The 18,137-nt window shown below is 65.3% G+C and carries 12 protein-coding genes; all 12 read right to left on the bottom strand.

The genetic code is table 11. The features are described 5' to 3' along the window. Positions 1 to 139: 139 nt before the first annotated feature. Entirely contained in the window at positions 140 to 8,824 is an 8,685-nt protein-coding gene (locus ACK4OE_RS17505; RefSeq protein ID WP_409886523.1) for a GH36-type glycosyl hydrolase domain-containing protein, read from the bottom strand. 59 nt (positions 8,825 to 8,883) lie between these two features. After that, a complete protein-coding gene (locus ACK4OE_RS17500) occupies positions 8,884 to 9,126 on the bottom strand; it encodes a hypothetical protein (protein ID WP_409886499.1) in 243 nt (80 codons plus the stop codon). Between the two features lie 145 nt (positions 9,127 to 9,271). After that, the gene (locus ACK4OE_RS17495; RefSeq protein ID WP_409886497.1) at positions 9,272 to 9,862 is read right to left on the bottom strand and encodes a methylated-DNA--[protein]-cysteine S-methyltransferase; all 591 of its coding nucleotides are present in this window, start codon (positions 9,860 to 9,862) and stop codon (positions 9,272 to 9,274) included. 101 nt (positions 9,863 to 9,963) lie between these two features. Next, positions 9,964 to 10,869 (bottom strand): SDR family oxidoreductase, encoded by a 906-nt coding sequence (locus ACK4OE_RS17490; protein WP_409886495.1) that lies wholly within the window; start codon positions 10,867 to 10,869, stop codon positions 9,964 to 9,966. 172 nt (positions 10,870 to 11,041) lie between these two features. Then, positions 11,042 to 11,977: a glutathione S-transferase family protein gene (locus ACK4OE_RS17485; protein WP_409886494.1), complete on the bottom strand. Its 936-nt coding sequence runs from the start codon at positions 11,975 to 11,977 to the stop codon at positions 11,042 to 11,044. Positions 11,978 to 12,164: 187 nt separating this feature from the next. Then, positions 12,165 to 13,841, bottom strand: coding sequence for an isovaleryl-CoA dehydrogenase (locus tag ACK4OE_RS17480; protein ID WP_409886492.1), 1,677 nt, complete (start codon positions 13,839 to 13,841; stop codon positions 12,165 to 12,167). Further along, positions 13,838 to 14,305 (bottom strand): GNAT family N-acetyltransferase, encoded by a 468-nt coding sequence (locus ACK4OE_RS17475; RefSeq protein ID WP_409886490.1) that lies wholly within the window; start codon positions 14,303 to 14,305, stop codon positions 13,838 to 13,840. The genes ACK4OE_RS17480 and ACK4OE_RS17475 overlap by 4 nt, the downstream gene beginning before the upstream one ends. Positions 14,306 to 14,307: 2 nt before the next feature. Further along, entirely contained in the window at positions 14,308 to 15,324 is a 1,017-nt protein-coding gene (locus ACK4OE_RS17470; RefSeq protein WP_409886488.1) for an NADP-dependent oxidoreductase, read from the bottom strand. A 94-nt stretch (positions 15,325 to 15,418) separates the two neighbouring features. After that, positions 15,419 to 15,850: a PaaI family thioesterase gene (locus tag ACK4OE_RS17465; protein ID WP_409886486.1), complete on the bottom strand. Its 432-nt coding sequence runs from the start codon at positions 15,848 to 15,850 to the stop codon at positions 15,419 to 15,421. Positions 15,851 to 15,920: 70 nt separating this feature from the next. Beyond that, complete coding sequence (locus ACK4OE_RS17460) at positions 15,921 to 16,712, bottom strand: SDR family oxidoreductase (protein WP_409886484.1); 792 nt, start codon at positions 16,710 to 16,712, stop codon at positions 15,921 to 15,923. A gap of 118 nt (positions 16,713 to 16,830) precedes the next feature. Then, complete coding sequence (locus ACK4OE_RS17455; RefSeq protein ID WP_409886481.1) at positions 16,831 to 17,040, bottom strand: hypothetical protein; 210 nt, start codon at positions 17,038 to 17,040, stop codon at positions 16,831 to 16,833. Beyond that, the coding region (locus ACK4OE_RS17450) for an acyl-CoA dehydrogenase (RefSeq protein ID WP_409886479.1) at positions 17,040 to 18,137 on the bottom strand (1,098 nt) is incomplete at its 5' end. The genes ACK4OE_RS17450 and ACK4OE_RS17455, both read right to left, overlap by 1 nt.

The raw sequence follows: 18,137 nt of genomic DNA, 5'->3' as shown, positions 1-18,137 counted from the left end.
TTTGATGGGAATGCCTGAAGTTAAGCGGCAGACATCCTATACAAAAGATGCCGCCGCGTTGCGTCCGTACCAGTATGCAAAGGTGCGCGCCGGGTGGTCTGTACGGTACCGAACATACACACTTTTACCTAACCTGCACTTACAAAGCGCGTTCAATGTCTGGGTCAGTGCCTGTCGGAGAGATGCCAATAGGCACAACAAAGCAGGAATCCACCGAAATGTCCGCCCATCGAAGCCGTTGGCCAACGTGCAGCCAACTGGCGCCAGCGACAACCTTGTCCGGCCTGCGGTTTGACTCCCACTCACTGGCCGCCATGCGCACCAGGATGAACCGCAGCGTGCACCCTGCCCGCGTCAGGCTGATCTCTGCGCCGGGCCAGTGCGATGGCAGACAGGGCGTAAAGAACAGCTCATGGGCACTCATCTGCAAGCCCACAATCGACTCTACCGCTGCGCGGTGCAGCCACCCTGCCGCCCCGGTGTACCAGCTCCAGCCGCCGCGCCCCACGTAGGGTGGTTGGCTGTAAGTGTCGGCCGCCATCACATAGGGCTCCACGCCATACGACGGTCCCCACTCGGCATGCTGCGCACGGTGTGCGGGGCTCAGATAGGTGAAGTAGCGGTACGGCACGTCGCCCAAGGCCTCCGCATCGCCTCCGCCGGCCTGTTGAGACGCTTGTACCGCCAGTGCTGCTGCAGCCATCAGCGCCCAGACACCACCATGCGCATATTGCCCCCCGTTTTCGCGCACGCCGGGCGGATAGGCCTGGATGTAGCCCGCGCTGGGCGCCGCGTGGCGCAATGCCGGGGCCAGCAGTTGAATCAGCCCTGCCTCGGCGTTGACAAGGTGCTCCTCCACAGCAGCCATCGCCAACTGCTGGCGTTCAGGGCTTGCCACGCCCGACAGAACGGCCCAGGCCTGCGCAATAAGGTCAATACGCCCCTCGTGGCGGGTATGCGTGCCCAAGGGGGTGCCGTCGTCAAAAAAGGCGCGCTTGTACCAGTCGCCGTCCCAGGCCTCGGTGGCCAGCGCAGCACGCCAGCCGTTCAGCGCGGTATACCAGCGTTGCACACGGGCCAGGTCGCCTTGCTGGCGAGCCAGGGGTATCCAGTCGATGACGATGGCGCACAAGAACCACGCCAGCCACACCGATTCCCCACGGCCGCCATCGCCCACGCGGTTCATGCCATCGTTCCAGTCGCCACCGCCCATCAGGGGCAGACCGTGGACACCCGTGCGCAGGCTGTGGTCGATGGCGCGCGCTGCGTGCTCGTACACACTGGCGGTGACCGCACTGGTGCGAGGCGTTTCATACACGTCTTCTGCCCCCTCGGGGATCGAAGAACCTTCCAGAAACGGGACCAGCTCGTTGAGCAATGCACTGTCTGCCGTGCGCTGCAGGTAGTGCGCGCACGCAAAAGGTAGCCAAAGCAGGTCGTCTGAAAAATGCGTTCGCACCCCGGCACCGCCCGGGCTGTGCCACCAGTGCTGCACGTCGCCGGCCTCGAACTGGCGTGATGCGCACAGCACGATCTGCGCGCGCAAGGCGCCAGGTTGCGCCCACGTGAGAGCCATGGTGTCCTGTAACTGGTCCCGGTACCCCGTGGCACCACCCGCCTGGTAAAAGCCTGCCTTGGCATACAGCCGCGAAGCCACGGTCTGGTACAGCAACCAGCGATTGACCATCACATCGAACAAAGGGTCTGGCGTGGTGACCTGTGTAGCGCTCAGCAACGCATTCCACTGGGCTATGGTGGCGGCTTCGCGCGCGCCTGCCGCCACACCCAATGCGCCGACCATCAGCTTGCGTGCAGCCGCTTCGGTAGGTGCGTACCCCATCAGGTACACGCGCTCAAACGATGCACCCGCTCGCAGCGTCACCATGCGGGACATGGCCGCGCAGGGGTCCAGTCCGAAGCCGCTGCGTTGCGCCATCTGCAATGGCAGCACCAGGTCGCCTCTGGCATCAAAAAATTCGCGGCGGTCGCAAGTCCAGTCCAGGCTCTCGTTGGTACGGTCATCCGTTCCTGGCCCGGCCGATGACTCGCAAAAGAAAGCCGTGCCACCTCCAAATCCGGCGGCTTCCTCCGTCTGTGTACACAGCAGGCCCAGCAGCCGACCATCGGGCATCGGCGCAAAACAGGGCGCCGTCGCCAGCGTGGCGCGGTCACCGCGTTTTTCGCCCATCATCCATTCCACCATGCCCACCAGGCGCAGGTGTGCGCGCCGCCCGCCCAGGTTGCGCACCACCACATGCACTTGCTTGATAGCGGTGACAGGGTCTACACACCAGCGCACAACCACCTCCAGCGCACCGCGGCGGTGGCTGATGGTGGTAGTGCCCTGTGCGTGCTGCACACGGTAGACCGCATCACCTGCGCCCCAGGCTGATGGCGCAAGGCTCCACACGTCGCGCGTGCGGCGGTCTTGCAGCAGCAGCCATTCGGTGGGCGGATCCGCCACCGGGTCGTTGGACCACGCCGTGAGCTGGTTGAGACGACTGTTCAAAGCCCAGGTATTGCCTGCCCCGGTCTCCGACACCTGTGCGCCCATGTGGGGGTTCGCCAGCACATTGACCCATGGCTTGGGGGGACGCAAACCAGTGGCTACGTCAAACTCGAAAGTCCCTGTACCGGGCGCAAAGCTGCCCTCGGACGCAAGTACCCGTGTACTGCTCTGGTGCGTGCGCACCTCATCAGTAGCCCCCCCGCGCCAGGGCGTCAGCGTCGCTGCGCTTTGCTCTGCGACCCAGGCCTTGACCTGGTGCATTAGGGGATGACCGTCCGCCTGAAGGGTGATGCGTGCCAGGCTGGCAAAAGTACCCAGCTGGTTGACGGAAAGCTCGTCCAATCGCAGCACGTGAAAGCCGGTGACGGCCGGGCCAGAATGGGTCTGCAGATCGGTGTCGTGGTGTTCGCGCAGCAGGGTCAGTTCGCGCTGCAGGGGCATCTCGTACGAGTGAGCCTCAGTGCTCAACACCACCATGTCACACGACACGCCACCGCGCGCCCATTCGCGCAAGGCCTGCGCCATGGTGCGCAGCAGGCCCACACCCTGGGGCGGCCCAGCCACCACCAGCACCAGGGGTCGATCACCCGAAATACCCAGCTGCCACAACGCTCTCCGGTCGCACACGCGATGGGGTGCAAGCGGCGTGGCCAGCATGCCCGCGTTAAACCCATCTAGCTTGGGCAGCGTCATGACCAGCGCTGTCGTCAAGGCCTGCAACGCTGGCAAATAGTCGCGGTGGGGGCGATGCGATGCCCACTGAATGCTGGCCAGCGTGGCCGACATCGCCGATGCCCGCTCCAGATAGGTAGGTTGGCGGTACTTGTCGATGATGGCCGACAGCGTGCCAGGGTCTTGCGACGCCGCCGTGGCGAAAATGACGCAAGCCTGGGCGCCAGGCGCGATGCGCAGCATGACCCCCAGTGCGGCCACTGGGTCCAGCCCAGTGTCCAGCGTGGTTTGCACACCGGGCGCACGATTGAGCGCGGCCAGGGGCTGCGCGGGGGTGTGGTTGCGCCCCAGCCAAAGCCGTCGATCGGTCTGGCAGCGCAGTCCCAGCACCTGACCTTCGGCGTCGGCCACAAAATGCGCAGCCTGCAGCGTGGCTTCGGTCTGTAGACGCGGCGTGCGCACAAACCGCAGGGCCTGCTGCGCTGGGAGCCATTCGGCCTGCACAAACAAGTTGGAAAACGCAGGGTGCGCCTCATCGGCCGCATGGGTAGCCAGTGTGATGTCCAGCGCCGAAATCAGCTCCAGCTCGACCACCTCGTCGCCCAGGTTGCTTATCACCACCTTGCGCAGCTCAATGTCGTCTTCAGGGCTGACCCACACGGTGGTGTGCGCCTTGAGCCCGGGCCACAGCGCGTCAAAACACACGCGGTCGGTGTGAAAGATGCTGTGGTACACCGCCCGGGCGTCTGGCGCCGGATGGCTGGTGATGGACACCGGCACGCTGGAATCTGCCTGGCGCACATACAGGAAGCTGCCTTGCGCATCGCGCAGCGCGTCATCGCGCCAGCGGCTGATGCCGGTTTGATGCCAGCGGCTCCAGCCTGCGCCATTGGCGCGCAAGGTCACGCTGTAGCGCCCGTTACTGAGCAGGTGCGTAGGTTCCAGCGCCTGGGCGCCGGGCACCACCGGGCGCACATGGCCGGGGGTCTTTTGCTGGCGCGCGTGCGGCAGCAGCCGGGGCGGCGTAACTACCAGCGCGGGCAGTTCGCGCGGGGCGCGTTCCTGCAGCAGGGGCAGCATGGCCTCGATGCGCGCGTGGGCCACACCCCAGCGCTGTGCCACGCCGCCCAGCAGCACATTGGCCAGCGCCACGATGGTCATGCCCTGGTGATGGGCCATGTACGTGCTGACCCGCGTGAATTTTTCACCGTGGGTCTGGCGCTCGCGGGTGAAGTCTAGCGCCTCATAAAAGCCATAGCGCCCGCGTGCTGACAGACGCGCCAGTGCGCGGAAGTTGGCGCAAGCCGCACCCACATCGACCTGGGTTGCCAGGGCCGTGGCATACGGCGCTATCACCAGCTCACCCACGGGCGCACGGCGCAGGGCCAAACGGGGCACACCCTGGGGAGCGTACTGATAGGCCAGCGTGTGATCGCGTCCTGCGTAAGCACACTCGGATATTCCCCACGGAACGCTCCCCTCCAACCCCATGTCGAGTTTCACACGCTGCACAAACGCCATGTGCTCATGCAGGGCCGAGCGCCCTGCTTCGCTCAGCGCACTGTCGTAGGGCTCTGCCATCACCAGCGTGGGCATGAGGTACTCGAACATCGAGCCCGACCACGACCGCAGCACCGCATGAAAGCCATTGGCAAAAAACGGGCGCCCCAGCGCTGGCCAATGCCGCATAGGCAGATCACCTTTGGCCATTGCAAAAAGACTGGTGGTGCGCGACTCGGACGCCAGCAGGTCATAAAACGAAGCGTCAAGCTGCTGGTCGTCCAGCCGGTAGCCGATGTGCAGCAGGTGCCGCTTGGGGTGGTACAGAAAGCGGAAATCCGCCTGCCACGCGAGGGCGTCAAAGGCTTCGGCAAGTGCCATCAGGCGATCACTGGCAACTGCAGCGCCCCCTTGCAGCGCAGCCACGGCATCGCGGTCTGCTGATTGCAACGTGGTCAGGTGGTCGGCCAGCAGCCACAGTAGTTCATCCCGCTCCGTGGGCGGGGTATGAACGACGGCCGGGTTGTGCGGTAGCGCCATCTGGCGCAATTCGTCTTGCGCCTGCACAAGCAGCGCACGGAACGCAGCGGCATCTTCCAACTGGTCGGCAGAAGGTGGGCGCATGCCCAGCAGGCGACTGAGCGCCGGGTGGGGCACCCGGCCCGTTGCGCCCTGCGCAAGCAAACCCAACCGCGGTTGCAGTCGCGCAAGCGATGTGCGCGTGGCCAGTGCACCCGCTTGCGGGTCCAATGGTTGCCGGGCCAAGGCACAACACGCCTGCGACACTGCCACCAGATGGGCGCACAGGTTGCCGCTGTCAACCGTCGACACATAGCGCGGGTGCAGTGGCAGCGCCGTTTCGGTGTCGTACCAGTTCAAAAAATGCCCCCGGTAGCGCTCCATGGTGCGCAAGGTGGCCAGTGTGGCTTCCATCCGGTCCAGCAGATCCTGGGTGCCGATCCAGCCAAACTGGCGTGCGCACGCCGTGCTCAGCAGATACAGCCCGATGTTGGTGGGCGATGTGCGGCGCGCCAGCATTTCGTACGGGGCGGTTTGCAGGTTGTCGGGCGGTAGGTGGTGGTTCTGCGCGTCTACACAGCGTTCAAACAACCGCCAGGTGTCGCGCGCCACGCCCTCCAGCAGCACGCGGTCTTGCGTTGCCAAGGGTTGCGTATCGGCGCCGCGCCGGGTGAGGTTGGCGCACCACACCAGCAGTGGCGCCAGCGCCCACAGCACCAGCACGGGCCAGGCAGTTGTCAGTAGCCTCCAGGCGCCCCCCTCCGGGCTCTGCCCAAAACCCCACAGCGCCAAAGCGCAGGCCACCGCCAGCACAGGCGCAATCACGTGCCGCCGCAGCGTAGCGCGCAGGCTGGCGCTCAGGGCGTTCTGCGCAGCCTCGGCCGTGGTCCATTCCAGCAGACGCCGACGGCTTACGACCTGCCGGTGCACGGTGCGCACCACGGCATCGCCCAGCAGCCATGCCTGCTGCGGCAGCAGCGCCAGATGCCACACACCCGTGGCAAGCGCCCGCAAAAGATCGACCGATGCCTCGTGCACAAAACGCACGCCCACCTGTCCCCACCGGCTGGGCACCCAGCCTGCCAGCGCGCCCATCAGGGGTGCGGCTGTGTACGCTGCCACCACCACGGCCAAGGTGGTCGTCAAAGGCAAACCGACCCCCATAAAAGCCAGCACCGTCAGCAATAGCGAAGCCGGGGCCACCAACGAGCGGCGCAGGTTGTCCAGCAGCTTCCAGCGGTGGATGGGGCCGATGCCCCAGCGGTGGGCGTGGCGCAGAAACGGCCACAACTGCCAGTCCCCCCGCGTCCAGCGGTGCAGACGCGAAGCTGCGGTGTCGCTGTGATCGGGCTCGGCCTCCACCAGCGTCACGTCGCTCACCACTGCGCAGCGCGCCAATGCGCCTTCCAATAGATCGTGGCTGAGCACCTGGTCTTCGGGCAGGCGCCCCCCCAGAACCGCGTGCACGGTAGCCACATGCAGCAGGCCCTTGCCGGTAAAGCTGCCTTCGGCAAAAAAGTCCTGGTAGACGTCGGACGTCATGGCGCTGTAGGGGTCCAGCCCCTGCTGGCCCGCAAACAGCCACTGCCATAGCGACGTCGTAGCGTGCACGGGCAGCGGGGCCAGTACACGCGGCTGCAAGATGCCGTAGCCCTGCACCACGCGCTGGCCGCTGGCATCCAGACGGGGCTGGTTCTCGGGGTGCTCGGCCACGCCCACCAGGCTGCGCAGGCGGCCGGGGGGCAACTGGGTGTCGCTGTCCAGCGTCAGAACATACCGCGTGTTCGGCGCCAGCTGCGACAGGTTGCCCAGTTCACAGAATGCGCCCAGCTCGCCCGTGGCCAGCGTGGCCACCAGTTGCTCAAGTTTGCCGCGCTTTCGCTCCCAGCCAATCCATTGCTGCTGGGTGCGGCTGAACATGCGGGCGCGGTGCAGCAACACAAAACGCAGCGGCGCGCCCGCATCGACCGGGTGCTGCGCGTTCAGCGCCTGCATCAGGTGCTGCGCATGGGCCAGCAAAGCGGCGTCGTCAGGCAGGTCGGCCGTGTGGGCATCGACTCCGTCCGTCAGCAGTGCAAATTGCGCGTGCGGCTCGGGGTTGGCGAGGTAGTGCAGGTGCAACCGGTGCACCAGCCGTGTGACCGTGCCTGTGCTGCTGAGCATGGCAGGTATCGCCACCAGGGTGCGCGCGCTGGGCGGGATGCCTGCAGGAAACAGGTAGCGCGGCATATAGGTGGGTTTGACCGATTCGCCAATGAGGCGGTTGACCACAGCCACCACAATTTCCGACAGCGGCAACAACAGCAGCGCCGCCACCAGACCCAAGCCCAGCCCCTGCAACGCATCTGCGTTACGCCCTGACAAGGTGCCCCACAGCGGCACCATCAGCCACGCCAGCAAACCCAGGGTGCCGACCAGCAACGCGCCCAGATACAAAGGAACGCGCGACAACGCAGCGGCAGATCGCCAGACTGCCACTGCGTCAGCCGTGTGGCGCCGAGCGCCCAAGGTTTGCTCCAGCTGCGCACGTCCTGCTCCCTGCAACCAGTACCCAGCCAATGCAGCCGCTTCTGTGGCGCCGGTCATCAGTGCCAGCAGAGCCTGGGCCACCGCCGCTTCGCCTTGCCCACTTCGGGAAGACAGGCGTTCTATGCCATGCAGCGTGGTGTTGCGGGTGGCTTCGTCTTCGGCCAAAAAAACGGGCGACTGCAGCATCACGCGCAGCACCAGGCTTGTCTGGCAAACGATGTCGGACCAATCGGCCGCGCCAATCAGCCGCAACGCGGTCACGGCATTGCCCATGCTGAGCTGGTCAGCGGCCTGGTCGATCTGCTGACGGGTTTGCAGCGCGACCAGGTCGGGCACCGCCGTCTGCAGCCACAGCTGCACCGGCAGCACGGCCTGGGCATGCCCACCCGGTACGCGTCGCCCCGCTGTCGCCTGCGCCAGATGCACCAGAAACACAGCCCCCACACCGCGCCGGTCCATGGCCGCCCACGCAGCGTCCAGCATCGGTGCAGTGAGGTCCTTGCAGCGGGCGGCACACAGGCTGGCCAGTTCTTGCGCGGCCTTGTGGCTGGCCAGGCGCTCCGCCAGACGCCGCAGGTTTTCAATCAACACCACCCGCAGCGTTGTGGGCAGCGCCCACAGCTCACCCTGGGTCAGTTCGCGCTCGCTCTGGTAGGCATTGAGAAAATGCGCGAGCAGCGATTCGTCAAACGCACTGTCGGTATGCGCCACAAACGACCACGCCAGCCCGTACACACGCGGCAACCCTGCGAGGGGCGCGTTCTGCAACAGGGGCAGCGAGCGGTAGTAGCGCGGCGGGAGCCCGGCTCGGATCTCCTTGAGCTGGCTTTCGATGAGGTGAAAGTTATCAAACAGCCATTCGGCCGCCGGGCTGATGGAGTGTTCGTCGTGCGGCGCGTCAAAGATGTACTGGTAGGAGGTGCGCAGGGCGCGGATGTTGCTCTGCAGCCGCGGGTAAAACGTGGTGCTGCCGAACGGCGCCTTGCCTGCGTCATGCGATGCGCCCAGATGACGGCCATGTTCCTCAAACCGCGTTATGCCAAAAACTTCTGCGCGCAGCGGCTCCAGCACCTGGCCCGCCCGGGCGTCCAGCATGCGGTCAATGGCAGCGGGTATCCATGGCCACTGCGTGCGCAATCCCATCCGCGCCACGCCTAAACGACCAGCGATACAGCACCCACCACCAACGTGATCAACAGCGCCACCGTCACCACATGGTTGGCCACCAGGGCTTGCAGCAGACCCGCACCCGCCACAAAGCTGTCGAAGGGCCCGCGCAACGCGCCGCAATGCGCAAGGTGGTCACCCAGCGTGGACAGCTCCACCAACGACATATCGGCAGGCTGCCCCGCGCAGGAGGTGTTCCATGCAGAGCAAATAAGGGTTGAAGAGGACATGGAGCTCCTTGTACAAGTGAACTGCGCGGCTGACGAACAGCTACGCTCTAATGTTCTTGTACAAGCGGCCCACGCACACCGTCTGTTCGCTAGCGAACGCAATGCACGGATTGCAAACAGTCCTTACGCTTTGCTGCAACCGGGCCTACCCGAAGAGCGGCAACGTTCCACCCATGACGGCGCCTTCAATCTCCAGCATGCGCAGCTTGGTGGCCGCACCGCCGCCCGCAGAAAACCCGCCGGCCTTGCCCCCTGCCGCCAGCACACGGTGGCATGGCACCACAGGGGCAAAAGGGTTCAGCCCCAGGGCCTGCCCCACTGCCCGCGACAGTCCTTTGCCGCCCAATTGCTCGGCCAACTCGCCATAGGTGCGCGTGGTGCCAGGGGCTATGGCCCGGGCCAGTGCATAGACCTGCTGGTGAAACGGAGAGATGCGCGACATGTCCAGCGGCACCTCGCGCAGGTCGAGTGAATGGCCGGTCAACAGCGCCTGCACGCCGTCGATGGCGTTGCGCACGGTGGGGGGCGGGTCTGCAAAGTTGGCACACGGCACGAGCAGCCCCCGCAGCAAACGCACTTGCGTGGCTGCCGCATCCACCTCGGGCAGCTGCACCGCCACAATGCCGCCCGGCCCCCAGGCAATGCCACAGGTGCCGATGGCGGTGTCGAACAGCGCATGGCCATGGGCCGAAGCGCTGTCAGATGCGGGGTGGGCCGATGCGGCAAGCAAGGTCAATTACTACTAATTTTATAGCTACTAGCGCTTATTGGATAAGCGCTAGAGGCCATTTTCACTCACATTTTTCACCGCACTGTCCGCCCTGTCCGATAAGGCCGTCAATCCGCCCGCAGCGCGGTGCGCAGCTGCGCCCCCAGTTCAGGCTTGGCTGCAAACGGATCGGTGGGATTGCGGCCCATCATCACGTCTTCCATGCGCGTCTGCACCGAGGCCAGGGCCTTGGGGTGGCTATAGATGTAGAACTGGCCCTGGGCCGCCGCATCGAACACCTTTTGCGCCACCTCGGCCGCAGTCACCTTGCCGCTGCCCACAGCCTTGTCGCTCATGGCCTGGCCGATGAGCTGGCTCTTGGTGGGCTTGTCCACCGCCATGTCCTGCGGCCGGTTGCGGTGGCTCTGGCTGATGCCGGTGGGCACAAAGAAGGGGCAGAGCACGCTGGCGCTGACCTGGTCCGTGACCAGCGACAAGTCCTGGTACAGCGTCTCCGACAGGCTGACCACTGCGTGTTTGCTCACGTTGTAGATGCCCATGTTGGGCGCATTCAGTAGGCCGGCCATGCTGGCGGTGTTGACGATGTGGCCCCGCCACGCCGGGTCGGCCTTGGCTGCTGCCAGCATCATGGGGGTGAACAGCCGCACGCCGTGCACCACGCCCCACAGGTTCACGCCCAGCACCCATTCCCAGTCCTTGACCGAGTTCTCCCACACCAGGCCACCTGCGCCCACGCCCGCGTTGTTGAACACCAGGTGCGGTGCGCCAAAGCGCTGCTGCACGTCGGCAGCCAGTTGCTCCATCTGCGCGGCGTTGGATACATCCACCTTGCGGGCCAGCACCTGTGCGCCTGCAGCCTGCATCTCGGCAGTGGCAGCGTCGAGCGCGTCCTGCTGCACATCCACCAGCACCAGGTTCATGCCCAGGCGGGCGCCAATGCGCGCGCATTCCAGGCCAAAGCCCGAGCCTGCGCCGGTGAGGACGGCAGTTTTGCCAGCAAAGTTGTCGATCATGTTTTTGTCTCCTTGAATTGAACGGTGGATTGTTTTAATTTTCTTGCTTGCGCCAACAACGACGTTTCAACCGTTTGCCCTGAGCCTGTCTAAAGGCTTCTTACGGGGCGCGCCTCAGCTTGGACAGGCTCAGCCCGACCGGGCGGGGTGGCGAAAGCTGCGGTGCGGCCGCTCAGGGCGCAGCCTGTCGCAGCACGTACCCGATGCGTGGGAAGTGCACATGCACCGTTCCGGCACGCGGGTCGTTGCGGCGCAGTGTGTAGCGGGTGCGGGTGGCGGCGATCAGCTCGCCTTCTGTCGGTTCGGTGCCAAACGTTTCGGCAGCAATCGTGACCTGGCTGCCCAGCGGGATGCCATGCTCATCCTGAAAAACGTCGTCCATCAGGGGCAAGGGGTCGAGGCCTGCGGCCACGGTGATGGCGTCCTGGGCGCTGAACTTCTCCATGCGGCCATGGCCCAGCGCGGCAATGCGGTCCATCCACTCCAGCACGGCGGGGGTGTTGGTGAAGATGTCCGCCATCACCGGCACACACTGGCGCGTGAACCACAACGGGTGGTAGGCCGCAAAGTCGGCGAGACAGGGCTCGGCGCCGAAAAGAAAATCATGCTCTTCGGCCATATGGGCGATGCGGCGCAGGTACGAGCGGTAGGCGGCGGTGGCGTCGGCCGGGCGCAGACGCTGCATGCCCGAACTCATCTCGCGGCGGTCTTCGCCAAACACTTGCGCAGCGGCAGGCGGCAGGTTGGCAAACAACACCGCAGCACCCTTGGGCTGCAGGTTGTAGGCCATGGCAGCCCAGAACAGCGTGGTGTCGGCCCATTGCGCAAATACGCGGGCCACCCCTTTGAGGTGGGGCGGGTACAGCACCGGCTCAGGCTGCTCGTGCTCAAGCACGTCGCAAATCAGGGCCGAGTCACAGTAGATGTCGGCGCCAATCTGCAAAAACGGCGTCTTGCGGTAGCCGCCGGTCAGCGCCACCACATCCGGCTTGGGCATGACGCTGGGGATGATCACGGACTTCCAGGCCAGTTGCTTGAAGCCGAGCGCAGCGCGGATTTTTTCGGAGAACGGCGACGAGGGATAGTGGTGCAGGATGAGATGGGACATGGGTTACTCCTCGGAAGATTTACGACGTGCCCGCTGGGGCTGACACTGGTGACAACGTGTGATCCTGGCGCAGCCAAAGCCAGCGCCCCCCGCGCAAGGGCCGCCCCGCCGCGCTGGGGGCGTCCCCCTCCCGACTCACGCAGTGAGTCGAGAGAGGGGGAAGGCGCGAAGCGCCTCAGGGGGAGCTTCATGTCGGCAGCGCGCGGGCCAAGATGGCGTCAAGGTTCACACCCGCGCCCAGCGTGCCAAAGCTGTAGCCCCAGTCGCCGGAGAGGCGCGAGTCGCAAAACGCGCGGAACACGGCGCCGGGCGCACTGCGCAGCAGCAGGGACGCCTGCACGGCCAGCGCCACGTCCTGCGCGAGGCGCCGGGCCTCTGCCTCGGTGGTCATGGCGTCCACGCGCAGAGGCAGCGCGCCGGCCAGACGGTCCAGCGCCGGGTGGGCGCCGCGTGCGGGGGCCAGGGCGGCGGCCAGGGCGGCGGCTGTGTCGGCGCGGCGCACAGCGCGCATCAAATCCAGCGCCATGATGTTGCCCGCGCCCTCCCAGATGGAGTTAAGCGGCATCTCGCGGTAGATGCGGGCCATCACGCCTTCGCCGCCCTCCTCCACATAGCCGTTGCCGCCCAGGCATTCCATGGCCTCTTGCGCAAACGCGCTGCCGCGCTTGCAGACCCAGAACTTGGCCACGGGCGTGAGCAGGCGGGCCATGATGGCCTCGTGTTCGCTCTTTTCTTTGTGGTCAAAAGCACTCGCAAGCCTTATGGACAGTGCGGTAGCCGCTTCACTTTCGAGAGCAAGGTCGGCCAGCACGTTGCGCATGAGCGGCTGGTCGATGAGTTTTTTGCCAAAGGCCGAGCGCTGGCGCGTGTGGTGCAGCGCGATGCTGAGCGCCTGCCGCATGAGTCCGCTGGTGCCCAAAGCGCAGTCCAGCCGGGTCATGGTGCCCATCTCCAGAATCTGCGCCACGCCCCGGCACTCTTCGCCCACGCGCCAGGCTAGGGCGTCGATGAACTCGACCTCGGAACTGGCGTTGGCGTGGTTGCCCAGCTTGTCTTTCAGGCGCTGGATGCGGATGGTATTCACCGTGTCATCCGGCAGCACGCGCGGCAAGAAGAAACAGGTGAGCCCGCCGGGCGCCTGCGCCAGGATCAGGAAGGCGTCGCACATGGGAGCCGAGAAGAACCATTTGTGGCCGGTGATGCGGTAGCGTGCGCCCCAGGCATCGTCGCCATCAGGCACAGCCTGTGTGGTGTTGGCCCGCACGTCCGATCCGCCCTGCTTCTCGGTCATGCCCATGCCCATGGTGAGCGCGGATTTTTGTGAGAACAGCGCCAGGCGTTGGTCGTACTGCGTGCTGGCCAGGCCTTTGCTCCAGTCGGCCCACACCGCAGCGTTGCCACGCAGCGCTGGCGTGACCGCATAGCTCATGGACACGGGGCACAGCACCGACGGCTCGGCCTCAGTGAACAGCATGAAGCCTGCCGCTCGCTCGATGTGGGCGTGGCCCGTGTCCTCGCGCGACCACGGCGTGGCGTGCAGGCCGTGGCGCAGGGCGGCGCCCATCAGAGCGTGGTAGCTGGGGTGGAACTCCACCACATCGGTGCGGTGGCCAAAGCGGTCGTGCGTGCGCAGTTGGGGCTTGTGCACATTCGCCAGGCGCGCGTGGGCCTGCATCTCGGCCGACCCCATCTCTGCCCCCAGCGCCGTGAGGCCCGCCAACGGCAGGTTGGAAGCGTGCAGGCGCAGCGCGTCCTGCAAGGGTGGGTTGGTGGTGAACAGGTTCACATCCGCCCAGGGGGTGCTCTGATTGAACACGTCGTGCGTGCGTGCCGGGTTGGCGGTGGGGGCTGTTGCCGTGGTCATGGGGGGCTCCACAACATCTCGACATGGGGAATGTCGTCTTCCAGGTACTCGTCCGACACCGCCACAAAACCCAGGCTGCCATAAAAGCCCTGCAGATGGGCCTGCGCGCTGATGCGGATGCCCTGTCCGGGAAACGCCTGGCGGCAGCGGGCGATGCCTTCCTGCATCAACGCCCGGCCGGTGCCGTTGCCACGCGCCTCCTTGGCGGTAACCACGCGGCCGATGGAGGGTTCGGGGTAGTTCACGCCCGGGTCCGCAACGCGCAAGCAGGCCTGCGCGATACCCGCCTCGTCATAGCCCAGCAAGTGGTACGACCGCTTGTCTGCCCCATCCGGGTCCTGGTAAGGGCCCTGCTCCAGGATGAACACCTTGCAACGCAGCGCCAGCGCGTCGTGCAGCGCGTGCACCCCCAGGTCGTCGAACCGGGCCCAGGTCCAGCGCAGCGTGGGTGGCACGGCGCTCATCGTCAGATCAGCTTGACAAGCTGCTTGCCGAAGTTTTTGCCCTTGAGCAGGCCCAGGAACGCTTCAGGCGCAGCGGCAATGCCTTCGGCAATGGTCTCGCGGGGGCGCAGCTTGCCGGTGCCGACCAGCGTGCCCAGCTCTTTCAGCGCTTCGGGCCACACTTCCATGTGTTCGCTCACGATGAAGCCTTCGACCTTCATGCGGTTGATCAGCATCAGCGCGGGATTGGACATGGGCATCGGAGCGCCATCGTATCCGGCGATCATCCCGCACAGGGCCATGCGGCTGAAGGCGTTCATGCGCAGCATCACGGCGTCCATGATCCAGCCGCCCACGTTCTCAAAGTAGCCGTCGATGCCGTTCGGGCAGGCTTCCTTCAAGGCCTTGGACATAGCCTTCACATCGTTGTGTTCCTTGTAGTCGATGCAGGCGTCAAAGCCCAACTCTTCCACCGCGTATTTGCACTTCTCTGCCCCACCCGCAATACCTACGGCACGGCAGCCACGGGCCTTGGCCAAGGCGGCAAAGGCACTGCCTACCGCACCGGTCGCTGCGCTCACCACCACGGTGTCGCCTTCCTTGGGCGCAATGATCTTCACGAGGCCGTACCAGGCTGTCACGCCCGGCATGCCCACGGCGCCCAGGTAGTGCGACAACGGCACATGGGTGGTGTCCACCTTGCGCAGCGCGCCCACGGCATTGCCGTCGATCACGCTGTACTCCTGCCAACCGCCCATGCCCACCACTTTGTCGCCCACGGCGTACTTGGGGTGGCGGCTCTCGGCCACCTCGCCTACCGTGCCGCCGATCATGACTTCGCCCAGGCCTTGCGACGCGGCGTAGCTCTTGCTCTCGTTCATGCGGCCGCGCATGTAGGGGTCCAGGCTCAGAAAGTGGTGGCGCACCAGCACTTCACCGTCCTTGAGTGCTGGCGTGTCAGTGGCCACCAGCTTGAAATTGCTGGCCACGGCTTCACCCTGGGGGCGGTTGTCGAGAACGATTTGTTGATTGCGTGGCATGTAAGGCTCCTTCAGAATGTCTACTACTATGAATTCAATAGCTGCTAGCGCTTATCCATCAAGCGCTAGAGGCCAATTTGGCTTGAAAATTAACTCAATCGGTGGAAATGACCTTGAGGTCATTCACATTGCGCCCATCCACCGGCAGGCGCCGCACGTACTTGAACGTGCCGGTGGCGTGGCTGCACACCTTGCCTTGCGCGTCGTACACCGTGCCTTCGGTAAATGCCATGGTGGCCGTGCGGTGGATAAGCCGCCCCTTGGCCACCAGCGGCCCTCGCGACGCCTGCATGAAGCTGGTCTTCATCTCGATGGTCACCACACCCATGTCCGGCGTATCGCTGCGCGCGGCCGTGGCCATGGTCACGTCCAGCAGCGTCATCGACGCACCGCCGTGGGTCACGTCAAAGGAGTTCAGGTGCTCGGGCTTGGCTTCGTAGCGCAGCTCGGACTCGCCGCCCTCCATGCGATGCAACGTAAAGCCAAGGTGGCTGACAAAAGGGATCTCGACGCCGAATTTCAGCAAGGGCAACTCCGGTATTCAGAACAAAAACGCGAGCATAGCGAACGGCGCCCGCCCCTGCCGCCGCTGTTGACTAGCCGCCCGTGACGATGCTCACACCGCCGTCGACGGCGAGCCACTGGCCCGTGATGTGCTTGCCTGCGTCCGACGCGTACAACGCGCACAAGCCCTTCAGATCTTCGTCATCGCCCAGGCGGCCCAGAGGGGCGTGCGCGGCCAGTGCTTCCTCGCCCATGGCCTTGAGCGTACCCACCGTCATCTTGCTGGGGAAGAAGCCCGGGCAGATGGCGTTGACGCGGATGTTGTACGCGCCCCATTCAGCGGCCAGTGCGCGGGTGAAGTTGATCACCGCACCCTTGGAGGTGTTGTAAGCAATGGTGTTCATGCCCTTGGGGTTGCCGCCCAGGCCTGCGATGGACGCCACATTGATGATGCTGCCGCTGCGCCGCGCGATCATGCTGTGTTTGGCGATGTGCTGGCTCAGGATGAAGTAGCCGCGCACGTTGAGGTTCATCACCTTGTCCCACGCGTCCACCGGGTGGTCTTCGGCCGGGGCGCCCCAGGCGGCGCCTGCGTTGTTGACCAGGATGTCCACGGGGCCCATGCGCTCCAGGGTTTCGTCGGCCAAGCGGCGGATGTCGGCCTCATTGGCGCAGTCGGCTGCTATCCAGCGCGCGTCAATGCCAGCAGCCTGCAGGTCGGCAGCGGCCTCTTCCAGGTCAGACGCCTTGCGCGAGCTGAGCATGATCTTGGCGCCCGCCTCGCCCAGCGCATGCGCCAGCTGCAGGCCCAGGCCGCGCGAGCCGCCGGTGACCAGCGCGGTCTTGCCGGTCAGGTCAAACAGTTGTTGGATGGTGCGTGTCATTGTGTGTCTCCTTCTGTTCTGGATGGATGGTGGGATCACTGGTGGTGCGCCCCCACGCAAAGAATGATTGTGCGATGCAACGCGGGGCCATTGTGTCGCCCCCGCGTCGGTCGCGGTTTCAGTGGTCGTGGTCGCTCTGCAGCCGGGCTCGCACGCCAATCAGCACCACGCCCGCCACGGCTACCACACCGCCTACCACCATCAGCACCCAGCCCGTGGTGTGGTCGGTGCGCTGGGTGGCAATGCCCAGCACCAGCGCCAGCAGGCCGCCGTAAATCAGTGCCCAGATGATCTTGTGCAGGCGCTGCAACTTTTGTGCGCTGGCCATCAGAACGCATCCTCTGGAAAGGCGGCGCAGGTTGCATCACGTGCACTGACCACCTGCAGCCACGCGCCAATCTTGGGTAGCTCGTAGTTAAAGAAAAATTGCATGGCACCCATGCGGCCCACGCTAGCGGGTTTCGCCTGTGCGCCATCAGCCTGCAAGGTGGCCAGCGCCACGTCCAGCCACACCCAGGCCAGTACCGTGTGGCCAAAGGCCTGCATGTAGGGCACAGCGTTGGCCAGCGCGTCCTGGGGTTGCCCAGTGGCCCACGCAGCCTTGGTGGCGGCGCCAATCTGCTGCAGCGCACTGCCCAACGCGTTGGCGTGCGCGGCCAGCGATGGCACCTGGATGGCGCGCTCGATGGTGGCGTTGATGCGGCCAGCCAGCAGTTGCAACCCCCGCCCGCCTTCCATCAGCACCTTGCGGCCCAGCAGGTCCATGGCCTGGATGCCGTGCGTGCCTTCGTGGATCATGTTCAGGCGGTTGTCGCGCCAGTATTGCTCCACCGGAAAGTCGCGCGTGTAGCCGTAGCCGCCATGGATCTGGATGGCCAGGCTGTTGGCCTCCAGGCACCACTCGCTGGGCCAGCTTTTGGCGATGGGGGTCAGCACCTCCAGCAGCAGGCGGGCTTCGTCAGCCGCTGCGGCATCGCCCGTGGCCTGCTCGTCCACCAGGCGCGCGCAGAACAGGTTGAGCGCCAGGGCGCCTTCGCCATACGACTTTTGCGCCAGCAGCATGCGCTTGACGTCCGCGTGCTCAATGATGCGCACCTGGGGCTGGGCGACGTCCTTGACCACGGCAGCGGCGGCAGCGGTGTCTTTAGGACCCTGCACCGGACGGCCCTGGGGGCGGTTCTTGGCGTAGTCCAGGCTGGCGTAGTAGCCTGCCAAGCCCAGCATGGTGGCCGCCATGCCAATGCCGATGCGCGCCTCGTTCATCATGTGGAACATGCAGTGCAGCCCCTTGCCCGCTTGCCCCACGAGGTAGCCCACCGCACCTGCCTCGCCATCCACGGGATACTTGCCTTCGCCAAAGTTCAGCAGCGTGTTGGTGGTGCCGCGCCAGCCGAGCTTGTGGTTCAGGCCCGCCAGCGCCACGTC

Source organism: Acidovorax sp., from assembly GCF_046314175.1.
GTDB lineage: Bacteria > Pseudomonadota > Gammaproteobacteria > Burkholderiales > Burkholderiaceae_C > Acidovorax.
This window is presented reverse-complemented; position numbering and strand designations above follow the sequence as displayed.

Excerpts from the sequence above, each read along its gene's own strand:
- ACK4OE_RS17485 (WP_409886494.1), bottom strand. The coding sequence starts at position 11,977 with ATGTCCCATCTCATCCTGCACCACTATCCCTCGTCGCCGTTCTCCGAA.
- ACK4OE_RS17490 (WP_409886495.1), bottom strand. The coding sequence starts at position 10,869 with ATGATCGACAACTTTGCTGGCAAAACTGCCGTCCTCACCGGCGCAGGC.
- ACK4OE_RS17475 (WP_409886490.1), bottom strand. The coding sequence starts at position 14,305 with ATGAGCGCCGTGCCACCCACGCTGCGCTGGACCTGGGCCCGGTTCGAC.
- ACK4OE_RS17470 (WP_409886488.1), bottom strand. The coding sequence starts at position 15,324 with ATGCCACGCAATCAACAAATCGTTCTCGACAACCGCCCCCAGGGTGAA.
- ACK4OE_RS17480 (WP_409886492.1), bottom strand. The coding sequence starts at position 13,841 with ATGACCACGGCAACAGCCCCCACCGCCAACCCGGCACGCACGCACGAC.
- ACK4OE_RS17505 (WP_409886523.1), bottom strand. The coding sequence starts at position 8,824 with ATGCTGGACGCCCGGGCGGGCCAGGTGCTGGAGCCGCTGCGCGCAGAA.
- ACK4OE_RS17500 (WP_409886499.1), bottom strand. The coding sequence starts at position 9,126 with ATGTCCTCTTCAACCCTTATTTGCTCTGCATGGAACACCTCCTGCGCG.
- ACK4OE_RS17455 (WP_409886481.1), bottom strand. The coding sequence starts at position 17,040 with ATGGCCAGCGCACAAAAGTTGCAGCGCCTGCACAAGATCATCTGGGCA.
- ACK4OE_RS17460 (WP_409886484.1), bottom strand. The coding sequence starts at position 16,712 with ATGACACGCACCATCCAACAACTGTTTGACCTGACCGGCAAGACCGCG.